Source organism: Actinophytocola xinjiangensis (assembly GCF_001921215.1).
GTDB lineage: Bacteria > Actinomycetota > Actinomycetes > Mycobacteriales > Pseudonocardiaceae > Actinophytocola > Actinophytocola xinjiangensis.
Genome location: NZ_MSIF01000020.1, coordinates 84,815 through 103,810, shown reverse-complemented (window position 1 = coordinate 103,810; position 18,996 = coordinate 84,815). Strand labels below are relative to the sequence as shown.

Below are 18,996 nucleotides of genomic sequence, written 5' to 3'. Positions count from 1 at the left end.
AAAGGGTCCACTGTGGAGGTCCTGGCGACCCGGGTCGACCGGCGGCACGAATCACACGATCTCAACCGCCGAGTCATGGTTCAACGGCTGGAGGAGATCGACCGGCTGACGGCCGCCGTCCGGCACGGCGGCAGTGCGCGCGCGGTCGAGCGGCACCGGGCACGCGGCCGGATGCTGGTCCGCGAGCGGGTGGAGCTGCTGGTGGACCCGCACGAGTACTTCCTGGAGCTCAGCCCGCTCGCCGCCTGGGACGCCGACTACGCCGACGGCGCCAGCCTGGTCACCGGCGTCGGCGTGGTGTCCGGTGTGGAGTGTGTGTTCGTCGGCAACGACTTCACCGTCCGGGGCGGCTCGATCAACCCGTACACCATGCGCAAGACGCTGCGCGCGTTCGAGATCGCCGAACAGAACCGACTGCCGGTGATCCAGCTGACCGAGTCCGGCGGCGGTGACCTGCCGGCCCAGGCGGAGTCCTTCGTGGACGGCGGCCGGTTCTTCCGCGACCTGAGCCGCCTGTCCCGCGCCGGCATCCCGACCGTCGACGTGGTGTTCGGCAACGCCACCGCCGGCGGCGCCTACCAACCGGGCATGTCGGACTACGCGGTGCTCATCAAACAGCGCTCGCACGTGTTCCTCGGCGGCCCACCCCTGGTCAAGATGGCCACCGGGGAGGACGCTGACCCGGAGGAACTCGGCGGGGCGGACATGCACGCCACGGTGTCCGGCCTGGCCGACTACCTGGCCGTCGACGAGCACGAGGCGCTGCGCGTCACCCGCACGATCGTCGGCCACCTCAACTGGCGCAAGCAGGGCGGCCCGCCGACCCGCCCGGCCGACGAACCGGTGCACGACCCGGCCGACCTGCTCGGCATCGCCTCCCACGACCTGAAGGTCCCGTTCGACCCGAGGGAGGTCCTCGCCCGGATCGTCGACGGCTCCCGGTTCGAGGAGTTCAAACCGCTCTACGGCCGCCAGCTGGTGACCGGCTGGGCGACGCTGCACGGCTACCCGGTCGGCGTCCTGGCCAACCACGGGGTGCTGATGAGCGAGGAGTCGGAGAAGGCAGCGCAGTTCATCGCGCTGTGCAACCAGATCGACACCCCGCTGCTGTTCCTGCAGAACACCACCGGTTTCGTCGTCGGCACCGAGTACGAGCGCGGCGGCATCACCAAGAACGGCTCCAAGATGGTGCGCGCGGTCGCCAACTCCACCGTCCCGCACGTCACCGTGATGACCGGCGCGAGCTACGGCGCGGGCAACTACGGCATGTCCGGGCGCGCCTACCAGCCCAGGTTCGTGTTCACCTGGCCCAACCACCGCATCGGCGTGATGGGCCCGAAACAGATGTCAGGGGTGTTGTCGATCGTGGCCAGGGGTGCGGCGGCGGCGCGGGGCGTGCCGTTCGACGAGGACGAGGACCGGCGCCGGCGGGAGGCGATCGAGACCCAGCTGGAACGCGAGTCCACCGCGCTGTTCGCCACCGGCCGGCTGTGGGACGACGGGATCATCGACCCCCGCGACACCCGCACCGTCGTCGGCATCGCGTTGTCGTGCGCCCACAACGGGCCGGTGCGCGGCACCACCGACTTCGGCCCGTTCCGGATGTGACGGCGTGAGCATCATCCGCACCCTGTTCGTCGCCAACCGGGGCGAGATCGCCCGGCGGGTCATCCGCACCGCCCGGCGGATGGGCATCGACACCACCGTCGGCTACGCCGACCCGGACGCCGGCGCGCCGTTCGTGCGCGAGGCCGACCGGGCGGTGCCCCTGGGCGGGTCCACCGGCGCGCAGACCTATCTGGACTCCGCGAAGCTGCTGGCCGCCGCCCGGCGCACCGGCGCCGACGCCGTCCACCCCGGCTACGGGTTCCTGTCGGAGAACGCCGCGTTCGCCACGGCCGTCGGCGAGGCCGGGCTGACCTGGGTCGGCCCGTCGCCCTCGGCGATCGCCGCGATGGGCGACAAGCTGACCGCGCTGGAGACCATGGCGGCGGCCGGCGTGCCGACCCTGCCGAGGGCGGCGGCCGGCGCGGACGTGGTGGAGGCGGCCAGGACCGTGGGCTACCCGCTGATCGTCAAGGCCTCGGCCGGCGGCGGCGGGAAGGGCATGCGGATCGTCACCAGCGAGGACGACCTGACCGAGGCCGTGACCGCGGCGCGGCGCGAGTCGGCCGGCGCGTTCGGCGACGACACCGTGTTCCTGGAACGTTTCGTGCCCGGCGGGCGGCACATCGAGGTGCAGATCCTGGGCGACGCGCACGGCACGGTGCGCCACCTCCACGAGCGGGAGTGCTCGATCCAGCGCCGGCACCAGAAGATCGTCGAGGAGTGCCCGTCGCCGTTCGTGGACCCCGACCTGCGGGCGGCGATGTGCGCGGCGGCGGTCGCGGCCGGGCAGGCGGTCGGCTACCAGGGCGCGGGGACCGTCGAGTTCATCGTCGGTGCCGACGGGTCCTACCACTTCCTGGAGATGAACACCCGGCTTCAGGTCGAGCACCCGGTGACCGAGCTGGTCACCGGGGTCGACCTGGTGCGCCAACAGCTGCTGGTGGCCCAGGGCGACCCGTTGGAACTGCCGGCGCGGGTGCCGCTGCGCGGCCACGCCGTGGAGGTGCGGCTCTACGCCGAGGACCACGACTTCCTGCCGCAGACCGGAACGATCGTCGAGTGGGCCGAGCCCGACGGGGTGCGCGTGGACTCCGGGGTGGAGCGTGGTTCGGTGGTCGGCCCGCACTTCGATCCCATGCTGGCCAAGGTGATCGCGCACGGGCCGACCCGGGGCGAGGCGGTGCGGCGGCTGGAGCGGGCGCTGCGGCGACTGCGGGTGCACGGCGTGGCCACCAACCGCGACCTGCTGGTCGCCATCCTGGCGCACGAGGCGTTCCTGGCCGGCGACACGACCACCGACTTCCTGGACACCCACCGCCCGGCGCGGGTGGCGACCCCGTCGGCCGACCAGCTGCGGGCGGCCGCGTTGAGCGCGGCGCTGGCCGACCGGGAGCGGCACCTGGCGGGGCTGCCCGACGGGCGGGCCATCCCGAGGTCGCTGCCGGCCGGGTACCGCAACAACCGGTCGCAGGGCCAGGTCACCGGCTACCGCCACAGGGACACCGAGCTGACGACCAGCCTGTGGACCGGCCGCGACGGCACGGTGGTGGCCGAGGTCGACGGGCGGGAGCTGCGGGCGCGGGTGCACGGCTGGGCGCCGCCGCTGCTGGACGTGGAGATCGACGGCGTGCGCGACGTGCGCTCGGTGGTCGCCGACGGTGACCGGGTGTGGGTGGCCGACCGGGACCACGAGGTCGAGCTGGTGGTGCTGCCCCGGTTCCCCGGCCGGGAGGCGCAGGTGGTGCCGGGCGGGCTGACCGCGCCGATGCACGGCCTGGTCAGCGCGCTGGAGGTGGCGCAGGGCGACCGGGTCCGGGAGGGCCAGACGATCGTGGTGATCGAGGCGATGAAGATGGAGCACCGGCTCACCGCCCCGGCCGACGGGGTCGTCGAGCGGGTGCTGACGGCACCGGGCGCCACGGTCGCCACCGACGAGGTCCTCGCCGTGCTGGTCCCGGTCGGTGACGCGTGACCGCCCCGTTCGAGGAGCTGCTCGCCGACCTGCGCGACGAGTGCGCCGCGTTGGACGTGGTGCTGGCCGGGCTGCCGGCGCGGGAGTGGTCGCGGCCGACGCCGGCCCGGGGCTGGGACGTGCGCGACCAGGTCTGGCATCTGGGGTGGTTCGACGGGGAGGCGGCCAGGGCGTGCGCGGAGCCCGAGGTCTACGCCGAGGAGAACGCGCGGGCGCTGCGGGACGTGCCGGCCTACGCCCAGGACGTGGTCCGGCGCGGCCGGGAACGCGAACCCGCCGAGGTGCTGGCCCACTGGCGCGAGTGGTCGCTGCGGTTCCGGCAGGCCGCGCTGGCCGCCGGCCCTGGCCGGATCGCCTGGCACGACACGACGATGTCGGTGCTGTCGATGGTGTCGGCGCGGGTGATGGAGACCTGGGCGCACGGCCAGGACGTCCGGGACACGTTCGGACTGCCCGCACAGGAGACCGACCGGCTGCGACACGTCGCGCGCCTGGGGGTGCGGGCGCTGCCCTACGCCTTCCGCGCGCACGGGCAGGCGCCGCCGGACGCGCCGGTGCGGGTCGAGCTGGACCTGCCGTCGGGGGCGGTGGTCACGTTCGGGCCGGACGGGGCCGAGGACCGGGTCACCGGACGCGCGCTGGACTTCTGCCTGGTCGTCACCCAACGACGACACGTCGACGACGCCGGGCTGACCGTGACCGGGCCGGTGGCGCGGCGGTGGTTGCCGATCGCGCAGGCGTTCGCCGGCCCGCCGGGGTCGGGCCGCGCACCGGGAGGTCACGGTGGTTGAGCTGGTCGGCTACCGGTCGGTGGGTGGGGTCGGGACGCTCACGCTCGACTCGCCGCACAACCGCAACGCCCTGTCCGCCCCACTCCAGACCCAGCTCAACGCCGGGCTGCGTGCGGCGCTGGCCGATCCGGCCGTGCGGGTCGTCGTGCTCACCGGCACCGGTCCGGTGTTCTGTTCGGGCGCCGATCTCGCCGAGCAGCGCGCCGGGAACGCCCTCGGGCCGGAGTTGATGATCGACACGCTGACCCGGCTCTGGGACTCGCCCAAGCCGGTCGTGTGCCGGGTCAACGGGCACGCTCGCGCCGGGGGACTCGGGCTGGTCAGCGCCTGTGACATCGCGGTCGCCCCGGACACCGCCACCTTCGGGTTCGCCGAGGTTCGGATCGGGGCGTTGCCGGCCATGATCGCCGTGACCTGCCTGCCCCGGCTCGCGCCGAGGGCGGCCCTCGAACTGTTCCTGACCGGCGAGAACGTCACCGCCGCCCGCGCGGCCGAGGTCGGGCTGGTCAACCGCGCGGTCCCCGGCGACGCGCTCGACGACGAGGTCGCGCGGTACGTGGACATGCTGCGCCGGGGCGGGCCGCTGGCGCTGGCGGGGATCAAACCGATGATCCGGCGGATCGGCGAGCTGCCACTGGAACGCGCGCTGGCCGAGATGGCCGAGCTGTCCCGGCGACGGTTCCGCTCGGCCGAGGTCGCCGAGGGGCTCGCGGCGTTCGCGGACAAGCGGGACCCGAGTTGGGTGGTGGACTGAATGGTGCGCATCGCCAACTGTTCCGGCTTCTACGGCGACCGGTTCGGCGCCGCCGCCGAGCAGCTCGCCGGCGGCCCGATCGACTACCTCACCGGCGACTACCTGGCCGAGCTGACCATGGCGATCCTCGGGAAGGCCAGGCGCCGCGACCCCGAGGCCGGGTACGCGACCACCTTCCTCGGGCAGATGGAACAGGTTCTCGGTACGGCCCTGGACAAGGGCGTGCGGATCGTCGCCAACGCCGGCGGCCTCAACCCCGCCGGCCTCGCCGCACGACTGCGGGAGCTGACCGCCCGCCTCGGTCTCACCGCGACGATCGTCCACATCGAGGGTGACGACCTGACCGGTCGGTTGGGCACTGTGGACGGTCGGGACGTCCTCACGGCGAACGTCTACCTGGGATCGTGGGCGATCGTCGAGGCGTTGCGCCAGGGGGCGGACGTCGTGGTCTGCCCCCGGGTGACCGACGCGGCGCTGACCGTCGGCCCGGCCGCCTTCCACCACGGCTGGGGCCGCACCGACTGGGACCGGCTCGCCGGCGCGGTCGTCGCCGGCCACGTCATCGAGTGCGGCTGCCAGGCCACCGGCGGCAACTACCCGTTCCTCGACGAGGTCCGTGACCCGATCGACCCCGGCTTCCCGATCGTCGAGATCGCCGAGAACGGCGAGTTCGTGGTGACCAAACACCCGGGCACCGGCGGCCTGGTCTCGGTCGGCACGGTCACCTCCCAGCTGGTCTACGAGATCGACTCCCCGCGCTACCTCACCCCCGACGTGACCGCGCGCTTCGACTCCGTCGACCTCACCCAGGACGGTCCGGACCGGGTACGGGTGCGTGGCGTGCGCGGCGAACCGCCGCCCCCGACGGCGAAGGTCTGCGTCAACGTCGAGGGCGGCTACCGCAACACGATCACCTTCCCGCTCGTCGGCCTGGACATCGAACGCAAGGCCGACCTCGTGGAACGCGGGCTGTTCGCCCGGCTCGACAGGGACCTGTTCGACGCCGTGCACGTCGACCTGGTGTCCGGGACCGGGTTGCGGGTGACCGTCCAGGGCCGTGACCCCGCCGCCGTCGGCCGGTCGTTCACCGCCGCCGCCGTCGAACTGGGACTGGCGAGCTACCCCGGTTTCTTCCTGCTCGACCCGCCCCGCGCGGCCAGCGCCTACACGGTGACCCGGTCGGTGCTGGTGGCGGCCGACACCGTCGAGCAGGTCGTCGTCGGGCCCGGCGGGCAACGCACGACCGTGCCGCTGGCCCACCCGGCCGACCCGTTCACCGTCGACCTCACCCCACCGCCGCCGGCCGACCCGCCGGGCGGGCCGGTGGTCCGCGCGCCGCTCGGGACCGTGTTCGGCGCGCGGTCGGGCGACAAGGGCGGCGACGCCAACGTCGGCGTGTGGGGCCGCGACGCCGACGCCTACGCCTGGCTGGCCGGCCACCTGACCGTCGAGCGGTTCACCGCGCTGCTGCCCGGCACCCGTGGCCTGACCGTCCACCGGCACGAGCTGCCCCGGCTGTTCGCGCTGAACTTCGTCGTGCGGGGGCTGCTCGGAGGCGGCGCGTCGGCCAACCCGGCGCTCGACCCGCAGGCCAAGAGCCTCGGTGAACTCCTGCGCGCCGGGACCGTCGAGCTGCCGGCGGCGCTGCTGGAGGGGTCGTGAGCCTGCGCGAGCTGCTGGGGGTGGACTTCCCGCTGGTGGCGTTCAGCCACTGCCGGGACGTGGTCGCGGCGGTGACCAACGCCGGCGGGTTCGGGGTGCTCGGCGCGCAGACGTTCACCCCCGAGCAGCTCGACCAGGAGCTGACGTGGATCGACGAGCACGTCGGCGGCCGGCCCTACGGCGCGGACGTGATCATCCCCACCAGTTACGCCAGCGGACCCGAGCTGGTCGTGCCGGCCGGGCACCGGGCGTTCGTCGCGGACCTGCTGGCCGCGCACGGCATCGACCTGACCGTCGACGACGCCCTGCTCGCCGGCCGCCCGACCGTGCGTGAGGGCCTGGGGGAGGAACTGCTCGACGTCGTGTTCGACCACCCGGTCCGGCTGGTCGCCAACGCCCTTGGCGTGCCGCCGCCGTCGATGATCCGCCGGGCGAAGGCCACCGGTGTGCCGGTCGCGGCGCTGGTCGGGTCGCGCGAGCACGCGCTGGCCCAGGTCCGCGCCGGCGTCGATGTGGTGGTGGCCCAGGGAACCGAGGCCGGCGGGCACACCGGCGAGGTGTCCACGATGGTCCTCGTGCCCGAGGTCGTCGAGGCGGTGGCGCCGGTACCGGTGCTGGCGGCCGGCGGGATCGTCACCGGCCGGCAGGTCGCCGCGGCCGTGGCCCTGGGGGCGGCCGGCGCGTGGACCGGATCGGTGTGGCTCACGACCCGCGAGGCCGGCCTGCCGGCCTCGACCGTGCGCAAGCTGCTGGCGGCGTCCTCCCGGGACACCGTGCGCTCGACCGCGCGGACCGGTAAACCCGCCCGCCAGCTGGCGTCGGCGTGGACCAGTGCGTGGTCCACGGGGCCGGCGGCGCTGCCGATGCCGGTGCAGGGACTGCTGGCCGAACCCGTCCTACGGCGACTGGACACGTTGGCGGACAAGGGGAACGAGGAGGCGATGGCCTTGGTGACGTACTTCGTCGGGCAGGGAGTGGGGCTGATGAACGCCGTGGCGCCGGCGGCCGAGGTCGTCCGCGCGATGGCCGAGGACTACCTGGCCGCCACCGAGCGACTGGCCGGCGCGTCATGACCGTGCGGTGGGAGCGGCGAGACCGGGTCGCCGAGCTGGTGCTGGACCGGGCGCGGCGGCGCAACGCCGTCGACCAGGCCATGTTGCACGACTTCGAGCGGTGCCTGGACGAGGCCGAGGCCACGCCCGAGGTGCGGGTGTTGTTGGTGCGCGGCGAGGGCCCGGTGTTCTGCGCGGGCGCGGACCTCGGCTCGGTCGGGGCGAGCCTGGACGACCCGGCGCTGCTCACGGCGTTCATGGGGCTGTGGGGTCGGGTCTTCGACCGGCTCACCGGCTCCCCGCTGCCCTCGATCGCCGCCGTGCACGGGGCCGCGCTGGCCGGCGGGTTCGAGCTGATGCAGGCCTGCGACCTGGCCGTGGTCGCGCAGGACGCGCGGATCGGGGACGCGCACGCCGTGCACGGACTGCTGCCCGGCGGCGGCGGAACCCAGCGGTTGCCCCGGCTGGTGGGCGAGCGCCGCGCGAAGTGGCTGCTGTTCAGCGGCGAGCCGATCGACCCGGCCGAGGCGCTGGCCGCCGGGCTGGTCAACGCGGTGCGGCCGGCCGGCGAGGTGCTGGCGCACGCGCGGGAGATGGCCGCGCTGCTCGCCCGGCGCAGCCCCGTCGCCACCGCCGCGATGAAACGCGCGGTGCGGATGGGGCTGGCCGCCGGCGGCGAACAGGCGGCGCTGGAGGTCGAACGCGTGCTGGTCGGCCAGCACCTGCGTTCGCGGGACGTGCGGATCGGGTTGGCGGCGTTCGGTTCGCGGACGGTGCCGGAGTTCGTCGGAGAATGATTCGGAGTGAGAGGTGCGCGGTGCGTGGGATCGACCTGCGGGAGATGACGGAGCTGTTCGCTCCGCCGGAGACGTTCTTCGACACGACCTGGCTGGCCGAACCCGACCAGCTGGAGGCCCTGCGCGACGCCCGGCTGCGTGCCGAACTGCGCCGCGCGTCGGCCAATCCGTTCCACGCCCGGCGCTGGGCGCGGGCCGGGTTCGACCCCGCGTCGGTGCGCACCGCCGCCGACCTGCCGGCCGCGCCGCTCTACGACGTGGCGGCCGTGCGGGCCAGCATCGAGGCGCACCCGCCGTTCGGTGAGCACCAGAACTTCCTGCTCGACGGGTCCACCGGCGCCCGGGTGTACTTCAGCGACGGCACCACCGGCCGCACCCGGCCGACGGTGAACGTGCCGTGGGACGCGGAGATGTACGGCGTGCTCACCGGCCGCGCGCTGTGGCTGGCCGGGCTGCGGCCCGGTGACCTGGTGCTCAACTCGTGGACCTACGGCACGCACGCCGCCGCGCCGTTCGCCGACGCCGGTGCCCGCTGGGTCGGCTGCGTGCAGATCACCGCCAGCAGCGGCGCGGTCACCCCGACGGTCAAACAGGTCGAGCTGATGCGCGACTACCCGGTGCGGTCGGTGCTGACCTTCGGCACGCACCTGCTCAACCTCGCCGAGGCCGCCGCCGGGATGGGGCTGGATCCGGTGGCGGACTTCACGCTGCGTGCCTTCCCCGGCCCGTCGGCCGGGCTCGGGCCGAAGATCTCCGCCGCGTGGGGCGTCGAGGCGTACGAGAGCTACGGGTTCAACGAGGTGTCCTACCTGGGGATCGAGTGCCCGGCGCGCGGTGGGCTGCACATCCAGGAGGACGCGTTCGTCGTGGAGGTCGTCGACCTGGAGACCGGGGACCCGGTGCCCGACGGGCAGTTGGGCAAGGTCGTGGTGACGTCGCTGTGGCGGCGCGGCGGGGCGACCGTGCGGTTCGACAGCGGTGACCTGAGCCGGCTGCTGCCCCGGCAGCGGTGCGCCTGCGGCAGCTGGCTGCGCAAGATGGACTACTTCCAGGGCCGTGCCGACAACATGGTGAAGCTGCGCGGTACCAACGTCTGGCCGGAGGCGATCGGCAAGTACGTCGCCGCCTGCCAGGACAGCAACGGCGAGTACCACGTCACCGCGCACGGACAGGACCACCGCGAGGAGCTGACCGTCCGGGTCGAGTCCCCGTGCGACCCTCGGCGGCGCGACGAGGTCGCCGCCGCGCTGGCCGGCGAGCTGAAGACCCACCTCGGGTTGCGGATCAACGTGGCGGTGGTGGCCGTCGGCGAACTCGATCCGCTCACCGGTGGCGGGGCGAAGAAGAAGCGGTTCACCGACGAGCGGCCCGGGTGTGGTGTGTGACTCGGTTGGCGGTGCCCCGGTGACCTGGTTGAGATCATCGGGACGCTGAAAGGAGTCCCATGACCCTGACCATCGGCCTGCGCAACTTCGCCGCGAGTGCGCCGCCGGACTGGCGGCACCTGCTCGACCAGGCCCGTGCGGCCGACGACGCCGGCATCGACCGCGTGTTCGTCGTGGACCACCTGGCGTTCGGACCGGACCTGAGCTCCTACGGCGACCCCGGCACCGGCGGTCTGCGCGGCGGGCGCCAGCCCACCGGCCCGGACGGCGACTGGCTGGAGCCACTGACCGTGCTCTCGGCCGTGGCGGCGGTGACGACCCGGGTGCGCCTGGCGACGAACATCCTGGTCGCGGGCCTGCGGCACCCGGTGGTGCTGGCCAAGACGGTCGCCACCCTGGACGCCCTGGCCCACGGCCGGTTCGAGCTGGGCGTCGGTGTCGGCTGGCAGCGCGCCGAGTACGACGCGGTCGGCGTCGACTTCGACACCCGGGGCCAGGTCCTCGACGAGGTCCTCGACGTGTGCGCCACCCTGTGGACCGACCGCGCGGCGACCTTTCACGGCGACCGGGTGTCGTTCACCGACCTGCACATGATGCCCAAACCGGACGACCTGCCGGTGTGGGTCGGCGGTCGGGCGATCCGTGGCGTGGCCCGCCGGGTGGCCCGCCACGCCAGTGGCTGGAACCCCTGGGGTACCGGTGTGGACACGATCACCGACACCATCTCACGGATGCGGGACCTCGTCGCCCAGGAAGGTGGGGACCTCGACCGCGTCGAGATCTCCCACCCTCTGCCGACGGTGGTCACCGACGCGGGCGAGTTGGACCTGCCGGCGATGTTCGCGCCGGTACCGGCGCTGCGGGCGGCGGGGGTGCGGGACTTCCGGATCGTTCCCCGCCTGCCGCCCGACCACGCGGGCACCCGGGACCTGCTGGACCGGCTGCGCGCCGCCTACACGGCGGCCGGCTGACCGTCGGCGGTGCCGGGCCCGCCGGCACCGCCGTGTCCACTCAGGACTGTGGTTGGATCAGGCCGTCGACCTTGGGGCCGTAGGAGATGTAGGTCCACCACTCGGAGTCGTACTCCGGGTAGTGCTGGTCCGGGGAGAAGCTCACCGGGCCGACGTAGTTCGGCATGTCCTCGGCGGTGATGGACTCCACCGCGGCGGCCATCTCCTTCGGATCGGTGTTGCCCGCCTTCTCCGCCGCCGCGGCGGCGAGCATGACGTCGTTGTAGCCGACCAGGTACGTGAAGATGGTGAACGGCAGCTCGCCGCCCGTCTCGGCCTTGAGCGCCTCGTAGAACGTCGTGAACGCCGGGGTCTGGGTGGCGGGGGAGCCTTCCACGGCCAGCGAGATCGACTGGAACGTCATGCCGGCGTAGGCGCTGGCCGGCGCCAGGTCGTCCAGGTTGGACGCGGTGAGGTCCTGGGTGCCGTAGGTCGGCAGGTCGGGGTTGAGCTTCTGCCTGGCCTTGATGATCGGCGGCGCCTGCGCGCCGTAGGCCCGCAGCACCAACGCGTCGGGCTCGGAGGCCAGCAGCTGCTGGAGCTGCGGCGTCCCGTCCACGGCCGTCGTCGGCACATAACCGACCTCTGTGGACATCCCGGCTTCCTCGAACGCCGCCTGCGCGGACCTGGCGTTGGAGCGGCTGGACGTGTCGTCGGCGGTCAGGTAGGCGATCGAGCGGTAGCCCTCGCCGGCCAGCCGCTCGGCCAGGCTCGCGGTCGCGTTGTCGACCGGGTAGGCGTTGGTGAACGACAGCGGGTACTTCGCCACGTCGGTCAGGTCCGGGTTGGTGTCGTGGTGGCTGACGAACACGCCCGCCTTCGCGAACACCGGCATCGCGGCGGCGATGTCGCTGCCCGGCGTCCCGGGGATCGCCGCCTGCGGCGTGCCCTGGCTGACCAGCTCCTGGGCCTTGGCCACCGCCTGGGTCGGGCCGCTGCCGTAGTCGATCAGGTTCAGCTCCACGGGTTTGCCGAACACCCCGCCGCCGTCGTTGATCACCGCCACGGCGGCCTTCATGCCCTGGCTCATCGCCTGGCCGACCGCCGCCGACGGGCCGCTGAGCGCGGCCAGCGCGTCGATCCTGAGGGTGTCGCTGGCGCCCTGGTCGGCCGGCTCACCGCAGCCGGCGCCGACCACCAGCACCGCCGCGGCCGCCGCCGCGAGTCGCATCACTGATGTCACTGTTCCTCCATGGTGTCGGGGAGTGCCCACCTCGGTTCGCGGCGCTGCGCGAACGCGCGCGGGCCCTCCGAGGAGTCCGGATGTGTCCAGTGGTCGCGCACCGCCGCCCAGCCGGCGACCATCGACGGGCCGAGCAGCCGGCGATCCAGCTCGCGCAGCGCCCGCCGGCTCGCGGCCACGGCGGCCGGCGAGTTCCCGGCGACTACCTCGGCCAGCTCCAGCGCGCGGTCGAGCAGGTCGCCGGGCGTCACGACCTCGGTGACCAGGTTCGCCGCCAGCGCGGCGGCGGCGTCGAGGCGCTCGGCGCGGCCCAGCAGGGCCAGCCGCAGCAGCCGGGGGAGCGGGACCCGCAGCGCCAGCGACACCGGCTCCAGCGCGGTGACCTGGCCGACGGACACGTGCGGGTCCAGGAAGGTCGCGGTGTCGCTGGCGATGGCGATGTCCGCGTCGGCCACGAAGTGCAGGCCGCCGCCGGCGCACACGCCGTTGACCGCGACGATCACCGGGACGTCCAGCGCCGGGCCGGGCAGGAACGCCAGCTCCGCGTCGACGTCCGGGCCGCGCGGCGCCCGCTCACCGGCGAGGTCGCCGACGTCCGCGCCCGCGCAGAAACCCCGCCCGGCGCCGGTCAGGACCACGGCCCGCACGGTGGGGTCGGTGGCGGTCCGCGCCCACAGGTCCTCCAGGTCGTCGCGCAGGACGGTGTCCAGGGCGTTGAGCGCGTGCGGGCGGTTCAGCTCGACGAGCAGGGTGGTGTCGACGCGTGTCGTCCGGACTGTTCCTGACCGGTCGGTCGGGTTCACTGTGAGGGCTCCGCTCAGCGTTGGCCGGGGCGCAGTTCCACGAACAGGCCGTGTGCCTCGGCGCAGAGGGTCGGGCCGTCGGTGAGGACGGCGTGCAGGTTCCGTTTCCTGCCGGAGGTTTCGCCGACCGTCACCCGTACCCCCAGCGGCCGGCCGATCGGGGTGGGGTTGCGGTAGTCGACCCGCAGCGACGCGGTGCGGGAGCGGACGCGCTCGCCGAGATCGGCGACCCGGCCGAGTGCCTCGTCCAGGAACAGCGCCACCGAACCGCCGTGGACGACCTGGTTGCTGCCGGAGTGGAACGCGCCGAACACCGTCTCGGCGACCAACTCCGTGCCGCTCCAGGAGATCACGTGCAGTGGCGGGGTCAGCGACTGGCCGCGTCCCGGCAGGTGCAGCAGCCGGCCGAAGACCTGGCGGTCGTAGGTGGTGGCGTGTGCGCCGAGCAGTTCCCGTGCCCTGGCCAGCAGGCCGGTGACCGTCTCGACGGTCTGCGGTGGCGGGCCGCTGGTGGCCACGGTGTCCTGGAGGGCGGTCAGCTCGTCGACCAGTTCGGTCCAGCCGGCCGGGGTGTGGCGCAGTGCCTGGTCGGTCCACTCGCGCCAGTGGTCGCCCAACGGGAGTTCGTCGTTCTCGCCCACCCGAACCTCCTCGTCCGGCGTAACCCACCAACTGGTTGGTAAGGGGGATGATAGGACTTTAATCATTTAGATCTCTAGCCCCCAGGGTCGACCGATTCACACCCGATGGCAGGAAGTGGCCACACGTTGACCTGGTACCCGGGCTGCCCTACGCTCACGCGCGATCCCGTGGCGTGACCGAAAGTACCTCGTGCTGGATGTGCTCTCGACCGACAGCGACCGTGGCCGGGTCTACCGGACGTTGGTCGAGCACGGGCGGTGCCGGCCCGACCGGCTGGCCGCCCGGCTGACGCTGCCCGAGAACACCGTCGCCGCCGTCCTCACCGAACTCGGCGAGCACGGCATCGTCGTCGAGGTCGCCGGTGAGTGGGAGGCCCAGCCGCCCGGCCAGGTGCTCGCCCAGCTGCTGCGCACCGAGGAGATCCGCCGCGACGGCCTGTGGCACGCCGGCGCCGAACTCGACCGGCTCTACCGCACCGCCCGCCGCGAGGCCCGCGACGGCCAGGAGCTCCAGGTCGTCGACGACCCGCTGGAGCTGATCTCGCTCACCCGCCAGCTCCAGGAACGCGCGGGCGACCAGGTCCGCTGGCTGGACCGCCCGCCCTACCGCAGCAGCCCGCGCGACTTCTCCGACCAGGAGGAGCTGCAGACCCGGCGGATGGCCGCCGGCCTGCGCTACCGCACCGTCTACCACCAGGCCGTCTACGACGACCCCGCGCTGTTCGCCAGCATGACCAGGATGGTCGAACGCGGCGAGGACGCTCGGGTCCTGGCCGAACTGCCGGTCAAGCTCACCATCGGCGACGACCACACCGCGCTGCTGGTCCCCAACCCCGAGCACGCCGGGGTGGTCGGCGCGCTGGTCGTGCACTCCGGCGGGCTGCTCGGCGCGCTGATCGGCGTGTTCGAGACCTTCTGGACCCTCGGCGTGCCGCTCACCGCGGGCGACGCCGACGAGCAACTGTCCAAGCAGGACAGGCAGTTCATCGCGCTGATGGCCGCCGGGGTGACCGACGAGGCGATCGCCCGCCGGCTGCGGCTCTCGCGCCGGACCGTGGTCCGGCGGATCGCCGTGCTGATGGACCGGCTCGGCGCGACCACGCGGTTCCAGGCCGGCGTCCAGGCCGCCCGGCGGGGCTGGCTCTAGGTATGGCGCTTTTGTGCGATGGCGCAGGTGAGCCAACCACAAGACCTGGCTTTACCGTCCTCGCGCCGGCACGATGAGTCATCATTCGACGACGTCTAGTTATTTCCAGGAGGTTCTGGATGCGCCTGTTCCGGAAATCGGGGGCCCGGATGGTGGCCGCCGTGACGACCCTGGCGGCCGCCGCCACGCTGGCGGTGGTGCCCTCGGCGAGCGCCGAGCCGGCCGCCGCCGCGTGCCCCGGCACCGCGGTGTTCGAGACCGACGGCTACGGCAACGGCGAGTCGCTCGCCAACTGGAACCGGTCGGGCTTCAACGCCAACCCGCCGGCCGGGTGGCAGATCGTCCAGGTTCCGTACTACGCGGGCGTGTTCCCGATCGTGGACCGGCTCGCGCTGGACGAGTCGGTCGCCGGTGGGGTGGCCAAGCTGGAGCGCGCGGTGCTCGACTTCCACGCCGCCTGCCCCGGTACGCGGCTGGTGCTGGCCGGGTACTCCGAGGGCGCGGTGGTCGCCGGTGACGTGCTGGAGCGCTTCGCGCGTGGCTCGGCCATCCCGCACCACCAGCTCAACGGTGTGCTCTACGGCAACCCGCGCCGCGACTTCGGCGACGGTGGTGCCGGCGGCGTGGCCGGTGGCATCGAGACCAACGTGCCGACGATCCTGCCGGGCGTGACCATGTACGGCGGGCAGCGCCACGCCGGCATCGCGGTGCGCAACGTGTGCAACGAGAACGACGGGATCTGCAACTCCACCAACATGATCACGAACCTGGCGGCGTTCGCCAACGGTCTGGTCGGCTATGCCAGCGGTGACCACGGCTACGACCTGAACCCGGCGCGGGACCTCGGCAACGGCACGATCCTGCACCGCCAGCCGCAGCGGGTGCAGCACGGCCCGCCGCTGCCGCTGCCGATCGGCACGCCGTGGCAGATCCAGCAGCTGCTCGGCGGCAACGCCGGGCGGGCCGAGCTGGTGGCGGCGCGCAACGGGCTGGCCGCGCTGGTGGGTCAGGACCTGATCGACCGGCTGGCCGCGCAGTCACCCTGGTTCAAGATCATCGCCGCTGCCTGAGCTCCTCGGGTTCGATCCGCAGCGTGGTGATGGCCGTCGCGAGCATCTCGTAGTGACCCACGAGCAGTGTCAGCTCGATGGTCTCGCGTTCGTCGAGGTGCTCGCGAAGGGCCGTCCACGCGTCGTCGTCGAGGTCGCGTTCGTGGTGGAGCAGGTCGGTCGCGGCCAGCAGCGCCCGTTCCCGTGGTGACCAACCGGGGGCGGCCGGCCCGTCGGCGATGCGCGTGAAGTCCTCTGTGGACAGACCGGCGCGGGCGCCGAGCCGTTGGTGGTGCTCGCGTTCGTAGTCGCAGGCGCGCAGGTGCGCCACCCGCAGGATGACCAGTTCGGTCTCCCGCCGGGGCAGCCGCCCGCCCGGCATGAGACGTCCGGCGAAGTGCAGCCAGCCCAGGAACAGCCGGCGGTGGCGGCCGAGCACCAGGAACAGGTTGGGCGGCGCGGTGCCGGCGACGCGCCCGGCGAGGCCGGCGAAGGCCCAGATCCCCAGCCCGACGTCCCTGCGCCGCCCGGGCGCCACCCTCATGCCCCGGCTCCCGGCTGCGGGGTGGTGAACGGCGTGTCCTCGGTCCTGGCGATCGCCAGCGCCTCGGTGACCCGGGAGCGGGCGCGGCGCTCGACCACCGGTTGGACCAGCATCCGCAGCGGCAGCACCGGCGCGACCCAGCGCGGCGAGACGATCCGCCGCGCCCGGCGGGCGATGCCGCGTTCGAGCGCGTCCACCGCGCCGGCCAGCGGGGCGACACCGGAGATCGTGCCGCCGCCGGTGAGCACCTCGGCCGCACGGGTGCCGAAACCACGGCTGGTCATGTCCGTGTCGAGTTCCGCGAAGTAGGCGACCCCCACACGGGCGCCGGTGGGGGCGAGTTCAGTACGCAGCGTGTTGCCCAGGGCCTCGACCGCGGCCTTGGAGGTGCTGTAGGCGCCCAGCAGCGGCAGGTGCACGGCGGCGGCCAGCGAGGCGACCGCGAGCGCGTAGCCGCCGGGGTGGGCGACGTGCTGGCCGGCGGCGCGCAGGACGTAGTAGGTGCCCAGGGTGTTGACCCGCAGGGTTCGCTCGAAGACGTCCGGGTCGCCGCCGACGAGGGCGAGCTGGCGGGCGATCCCGGCGTTGGAGACGACGACGTCCAGGCCGCCGAGTTCCCCGGCCAGCTCGTCGACGACCCGGTCGACGGCGGCCCGGTCGGCCACATCGCATTCACGCCATGGGGCGTCACACTCCTGGGCGACGGCGGAGAGCAGGTCGGGTTCCAGGCCGCAGAGCGCGACCCGGGCGCCGCGTTCGGTCAGTCGGCGGGCGAGCGCCGCGCCGATGCCCCGCGCGGCGCCGGTGATCAGGATCCGGCGGTTGGCTGTGCTGCGCATGACTCACCGTAGCATCGGCGAACACGAATGTTCGCAGATCTTTCGGGCTAGGGTTCGGTCCGTGGCACTACCCCGTGGCCGGCACGGCCTGACCCGCGAGCAGGTGGCGCAGGCCCAACGCGACCGCCTCCTGCGCGGCATGGCCGACGCCGTCGCCGAACGCGGCTACGCCGCGACGACCGTCGCCGACGTACTGCGTCGGGCGAAGGTGTCCCGGGAGACGTTCTACGAACAGTTCACCGACAAGGAGGACTGTTTCCTGGCCACGCTGGACCGCGGCGCCGAGCTGATGGCGCTGGTCCTGCGCGCCCGGTTCGACGAGGCGCGGGGCACCCCACTGGACCGCTTCGCCCAGGTCCTCGCGACCTACCTGTCGGCGATGGCGGCCGAGTCCACCGTGGCGACAGTGGTGTTGTTGGAGAGCGTCGGCGCGGGGGAGGCCGCGCGGGCGCGCCGCTTCGCCGTGCTGGAGCGTTTCGTCACCGAGGTCGCGACCACCCTGGCCGACGACCCGGCCTGGCAACGCCTCCCCGACCCGACCTTCGCCGCCCGACTGCTCGTCGGCGGCATCAGCTCCCTGGTGACCGCGACCCTCGCCGCCGGCCGCCCCGACGACCTGCCGTCGCTACGCGAGCCGATCATGTCCCTACTACGCGCCCTGACCTGATCAGCGAAACCCGTCACGCCTGGCCACGTCGACGAACCCACGCCACCGCGACACCGCGACAGTGAGTTGCCCGGCACCGACGTCCTTCGAGTCGCGAATGCCCACCAGTGACGGTAAGAACGCCACCTCGACGCACGTGCCGTTCTCGCCGCTGTAGCTGCTCCTGCGCCACGTGGCGCCGTCGAGACTTGGCCTGGTCACGTGCGCTCCTCAGAGTTGGTCAATCAGGCTCGCGATGAAATGAACCGAGTCGTCGGGCGGGAGGGCGGTCTCCTCCAGACTTCGTGCGGTGTCGCGATAAGTATCCACTTCGCCGGGCTGCTGGATGTACACGGCTCCGTCCTGGACCTCGGCATAGGCGATCGGTCGGGCCTGCTCGAAGTCGAGCACGACGAACTGTCCGGTGACGGCGGCGTGCGGTCCTCGATCCGGGACGACGACCTGGATCGTGACGTTCGGCCGGTCGGCGATCGCGCACAGGTGTTCGTACTGGGCTTTCATGATCTCGGTAGTGCCGACCCGCAGTTTCAGTGCCTGCTCGTTCACTGTGGCATGGAGGTGCAGTGGGTTGTCGGAGGTCAGCCGGCGCGCACGTCCCATGCGCACCTCCACCAGTTGTTCCGCGCGGTCGTCGCGCACTCGTCGGCCAGCCCTGCTGAGTTCCCTGGCGTAGTCCTCGGTCTGCAACAGGCCGGGAATCACGATCGGCTCGAACACGAACTCCCTGGAGGCCAACCGTTCCAGCCCGATGATCGTGGTCATCCAGTCCGGGACGGCGTCGCGCCACGCGCCCCACCAGTTCGACTGGTCGGGGACCTCGGCGAGGGAGGTCAGTCGGTTGACATCGTGTTGGGGTGCGTTGTAGGACTCCAGAACTTTGGCGATGTCAGCGGGTCTCTGCTGGCGTTCGCCGGTCTCCAGATGGGAGAGCTTGCCGATGCTCATGCCGGCCGCCTTGGCCGCGTCGGCCTGCTTGAGGCCGACCCGCCTGCGGTAGTTCCCCAGTTCCACGCCGATCAGCCAACGCAACGCCGATGGGTTGCGATCTGCCGCCACGAACTTACCTCCATGTTGACTCCGGTCGAGACACGG

19 protein-coding genes are annotated in these 18,996 nt (G+C 72.9%); 12 read left to right on the top strand and 7 right to left on the bottom strand.

Features of this window, described 5'->3' with window-relative positions; all coding sequences use genetic code 11:
- Positions 1 to 12 precede the first annotated feature (12 nt).
- Genes BLA60_RS30890 through BLA60_RS30850 form a run of 9 tightly spaced genes read left to right on the top strand, consistent with a single transcriptional unit; the run spans position 13 to position 10,992 of the window.
- On the top strand, positions 13 to 1,608 hold the full coding sequence (locus tag BLA60_RS30890; RefSeq protein WP_075136551.1) for an acyl-CoA carboxylase subunit beta: 1,596 nt from the start codon (positions 13 to 15) through the stop codon (positions 1,606 to 1,608).
- A 10-nt stretch (positions 1,609 to 1,618) separates the two neighbouring features.
- Positions 1,619 to 3,580 carry an ATP-binding protein gene (locus BLA60_RS30885; RefSeq protein WP_075136604.1) on the top strand — a complete coding sequence of 654 codons (1,962 nt, stop codon included), beginning with the start codon at positions 1,619 to 1,621 and terminating at the stop codon, positions 3,578 to 3,580.
- The gene (locus tag BLA60_RS30880; RefSeq protein ID WP_075136550.1) at positions 3,577 to 4,371 is read left to right on the top strand and encodes a TIGR03084 family metal-binding protein; all 795 of its coding nucleotides are present in this window, start codon (positions 3,577 to 3,579) and stop codon (positions 4,369 to 4,371) included. Before BLA60_RS30885 ends, BLA60_RS30880 begins: the two co-directional genes overlap by 4 nt.
- Entirely contained in the window at positions 4,364 to 5,125 is a 762-nt protein-coding gene (locus BLA60_RS30875; RefSeq protein WP_075136549.1) for an enoyl-CoA hydratase-related protein, read from the top strand. Before BLA60_RS30880 ends, BLA60_RS30875 begins: the two co-directional genes overlap by 8 nt.
- Entirely contained in the window at positions 5,126 to 6,787 is a 1,662-nt protein-coding gene (locus BLA60_RS30870; RefSeq protein WP_075136548.1) for an acyclic terpene utilization AtuA family protein, read from the top strand.
- The gene (locus BLA60_RS30865; RefSeq protein WP_075136547.1) at positions 6,784 to 7,860 is read left to right on the top strand and encodes an NAD(P)H-dependent flavin oxidoreductase; all 1,077 of its coding nucleotides are present in this window, start codon (positions 6,784 to 6,786) and stop codon (positions 7,858 to 7,860) included. The genes BLA60_RS30870 and BLA60_RS30865 overlap by 4 nt, the downstream gene beginning before the upstream one ends.
- On the top strand, positions 7,857 to 8,636 hold the full coding sequence (locus BLA60_RS30860; RefSeq protein WP_075136546.1) for an enoyl-CoA hydratase/isomerase family protein: 780 nt from the start codon (positions 7,857 to 7,859) through the stop codon (positions 8,634 to 8,636). The genes BLA60_RS30865 and BLA60_RS30860 overlap by 4 nt, the downstream gene beginning before the upstream one ends.
- Positions 8,637 to 8,656: 20 nt before the next feature.
- Entirely contained in the window at positions 8,657 to 10,021 is a 1,365-nt protein-coding gene (locus BLA60_RS30855; RefSeq protein WP_075136545.1) for a phenylacetate--CoA ligase family protein, read from the top strand.
- 59 nt (positions 10,022 to 10,080) lie between these two features.
- Positions 10,081 to 10,992 (top strand): TIGR03619 family F420-dependent LLM class oxidoreductase, encoded by a 912-nt coding sequence (locus tag BLA60_RS30850; RefSeq protein ID WP_075136544.1) that lies wholly within the window; start codon positions 10,081 to 10,083, stop codon positions 10,990 to 10,992.
- Between the two features lie 40 nt (positions 10,993 to 11,032).
- On the opposite strand, the gene BLA60_RS30845 is transcribed toward BLA60_RS30850, so the two are convergent.
- The 3 genes from BLA60_RS30845 to BLA60_RS30835 are packed head-to-tail and all read right to left on the bottom strand — an operon-like array spanning position 11,033 to position 13,658.
- The gene (locus BLA60_RS30845) at positions 11,033 to 12,214 is read right to left on the bottom strand and encodes an ABC transporter substrate-binding protein (protein ID WP_154814742.1); all 1,182 of its coding nucleotides are present in this window, start codon (positions 12,212 to 12,214) and stop codon (positions 11,033 to 11,035) included.
- Complete coding sequence (locus BLA60_RS30840) at positions 12,211 to 13,017, bottom strand: enoyl-CoA hydratase/isomerase family protein (protein WP_084735446.1); 807 nt, start codon at positions 13,015 to 13,017, stop codon at positions 12,211 to 12,213. The genes BLA60_RS30845 and BLA60_RS30840 overlap by 4 nt, the downstream gene beginning before the upstream one ends.
- A gap of 14 nt (positions 13,018 to 13,031) precedes the next feature.
- Complete coding sequence (locus tag BLA60_RS30835; RefSeq protein WP_162293034.1) at positions 13,032 to 13,658, bottom strand: PaaI family thioesterase; 627 nt, start codon at positions 13,656 to 13,658, stop codon at positions 13,032 to 13,034.
- A gap of 190 nt (positions 13,659 to 13,848) precedes the next feature.
- Here BLA60_RS30835 and BLA60_RS30830 point away from each other — a divergent pair, with 190 nt between their 5' ends.
- Both BLA60_RS30830 and BLA60_RS30825 read left to right on the top strand, forming a co-directional pair.
- A complete protein-coding gene (locus BLA60_RS30830; RefSeq protein ID WP_075136542.1) occupies positions 13,849 to 14,805 on the top strand; it encodes a helix-turn-helix transcriptional regulator in 957 nt (318 codons plus the stop codon).
- A gap of 161 nt (positions 14,806 to 14,966) precedes the next feature.
- Positions 14,967 to 15,875, top strand: coding sequence for a cutinase family protein (locus BLA60_RS30825; RefSeq protein ID WP_245812249.1), 909 nt, complete (start codon positions 14,967 to 14,969; stop codon positions 15,873 to 15,875).
- On the opposite strand, the gene BLA60_RS30820 is transcribed toward BLA60_RS30825, so the two are convergent.
- Positions 15,859 to 16,398: a carboxymuconolactone decarboxylase family protein gene (locus BLA60_RS30820; RefSeq protein ID WP_075136540.1), complete on the bottom strand. Its 540-nt coding sequence runs from the start codon at positions 16,396 to 16,398 to the stop codon at positions 15,859 to 15,861. The genes BLA60_RS30825 and BLA60_RS30820 overlap by 17 nt on opposite strands.
- Positions 16,395 to 17,237, bottom strand: a complete 843-nt coding sequence (locus BLA60_RS30815; RefSeq protein ID WP_075136539.1) for an SDR family NAD(P)-dependent oxidoreductase — start codon at positions 17,235 to 17,237, stop codon at positions 16,395 to 16,397. The genes BLA60_RS30820 and BLA60_RS30815 overlap by 4 nt, the downstream gene beginning before the upstream one ends.
- A gap of 61 nt (positions 17,238 to 17,298) precedes the next feature.
- Between BLA60_RS30815 and BLA60_RS30810 the strand changes: the two genes are divergently transcribed.
- Positions 17,299 to 17,904 carry a TetR/AcrR family transcriptional regulator gene (locus BLA60_RS30810; protein ID WP_211288911.1) on the top strand — a complete coding sequence of 202 codons (606 nt, stop codon included), beginning with the start codon at positions 17,299 to 17,301 and terminating at the stop codon, positions 17,902 to 17,904.
- On the opposite strand, the gene BLA60_RS30805 is transcribed toward BLA60_RS30810, so the two are convergent.
- On the bottom strand, positions 17,905 to 18,105 hold the full coding sequence (locus BLA60_RS30805; protein ID WP_075136538.1) for a DUF397 domain-containing protein: 201 nt from the start codon (positions 18,103 to 18,105) through the stop codon (positions 17,905 to 17,907).
- Between the two features lie 9 nt (positions 18,106 to 18,114).
- Positions 18,115 to 18,960 carry a helix-turn-helix domain-containing protein gene (locus BLA60_RS30800; RefSeq protein WP_075136537.1) on the bottom strand — a complete coding sequence of 282 codons (846 nt, stop codon included), beginning with the start codon at positions 18,958 to 18,960 and terminating at the stop codon, positions 18,115 to 18,117.
- Positions 18,961 to 18,996: the final 36 nt, after the last annotated feature.

What these genes read in the sequence shown, in the direction of transcription:
- BLA60_RS30870 (WP_075136548.1), top strand. Translation starts at nt 5,126, where the DNA reads ATGGTGCGCATCGCCAACTGTTCCGGCTTCTACGGCGACCGGTTCGGC.
- BLA60_RS30860 (WP_075136546.1), top strand. Translation starts at nt 7,857, where the DNA reads ATGACCGTGCGGTGGGAGCGGCGAGACCGGGTCGCCGAGCTGGTGCTG.
- BLA60_RS30850 (WP_075136544.1), top strand. Translation starts at nt 10,081, where the DNA reads ATGACCCTGACCATCGGCCTGCGCAACTTCGCCGCGAGTGCGCCGCCG.
- BLA60_RS30820 (WP_075136540.1), bottom strand. Translation starts at nt 16,398, where the DNA reads ATGAGGGTGGCGCCCGGGCGGCGCAGGGACGTCGGGCTGGGGATCTGG.
- BLA60_RS30815 (WP_075136539.1), bottom strand. Translation starts at nt 17,237, where the DNA reads ATGCGCAGCACAGCCAACCGCCGGATCCTGATCACCGGCGCCGCGCGG.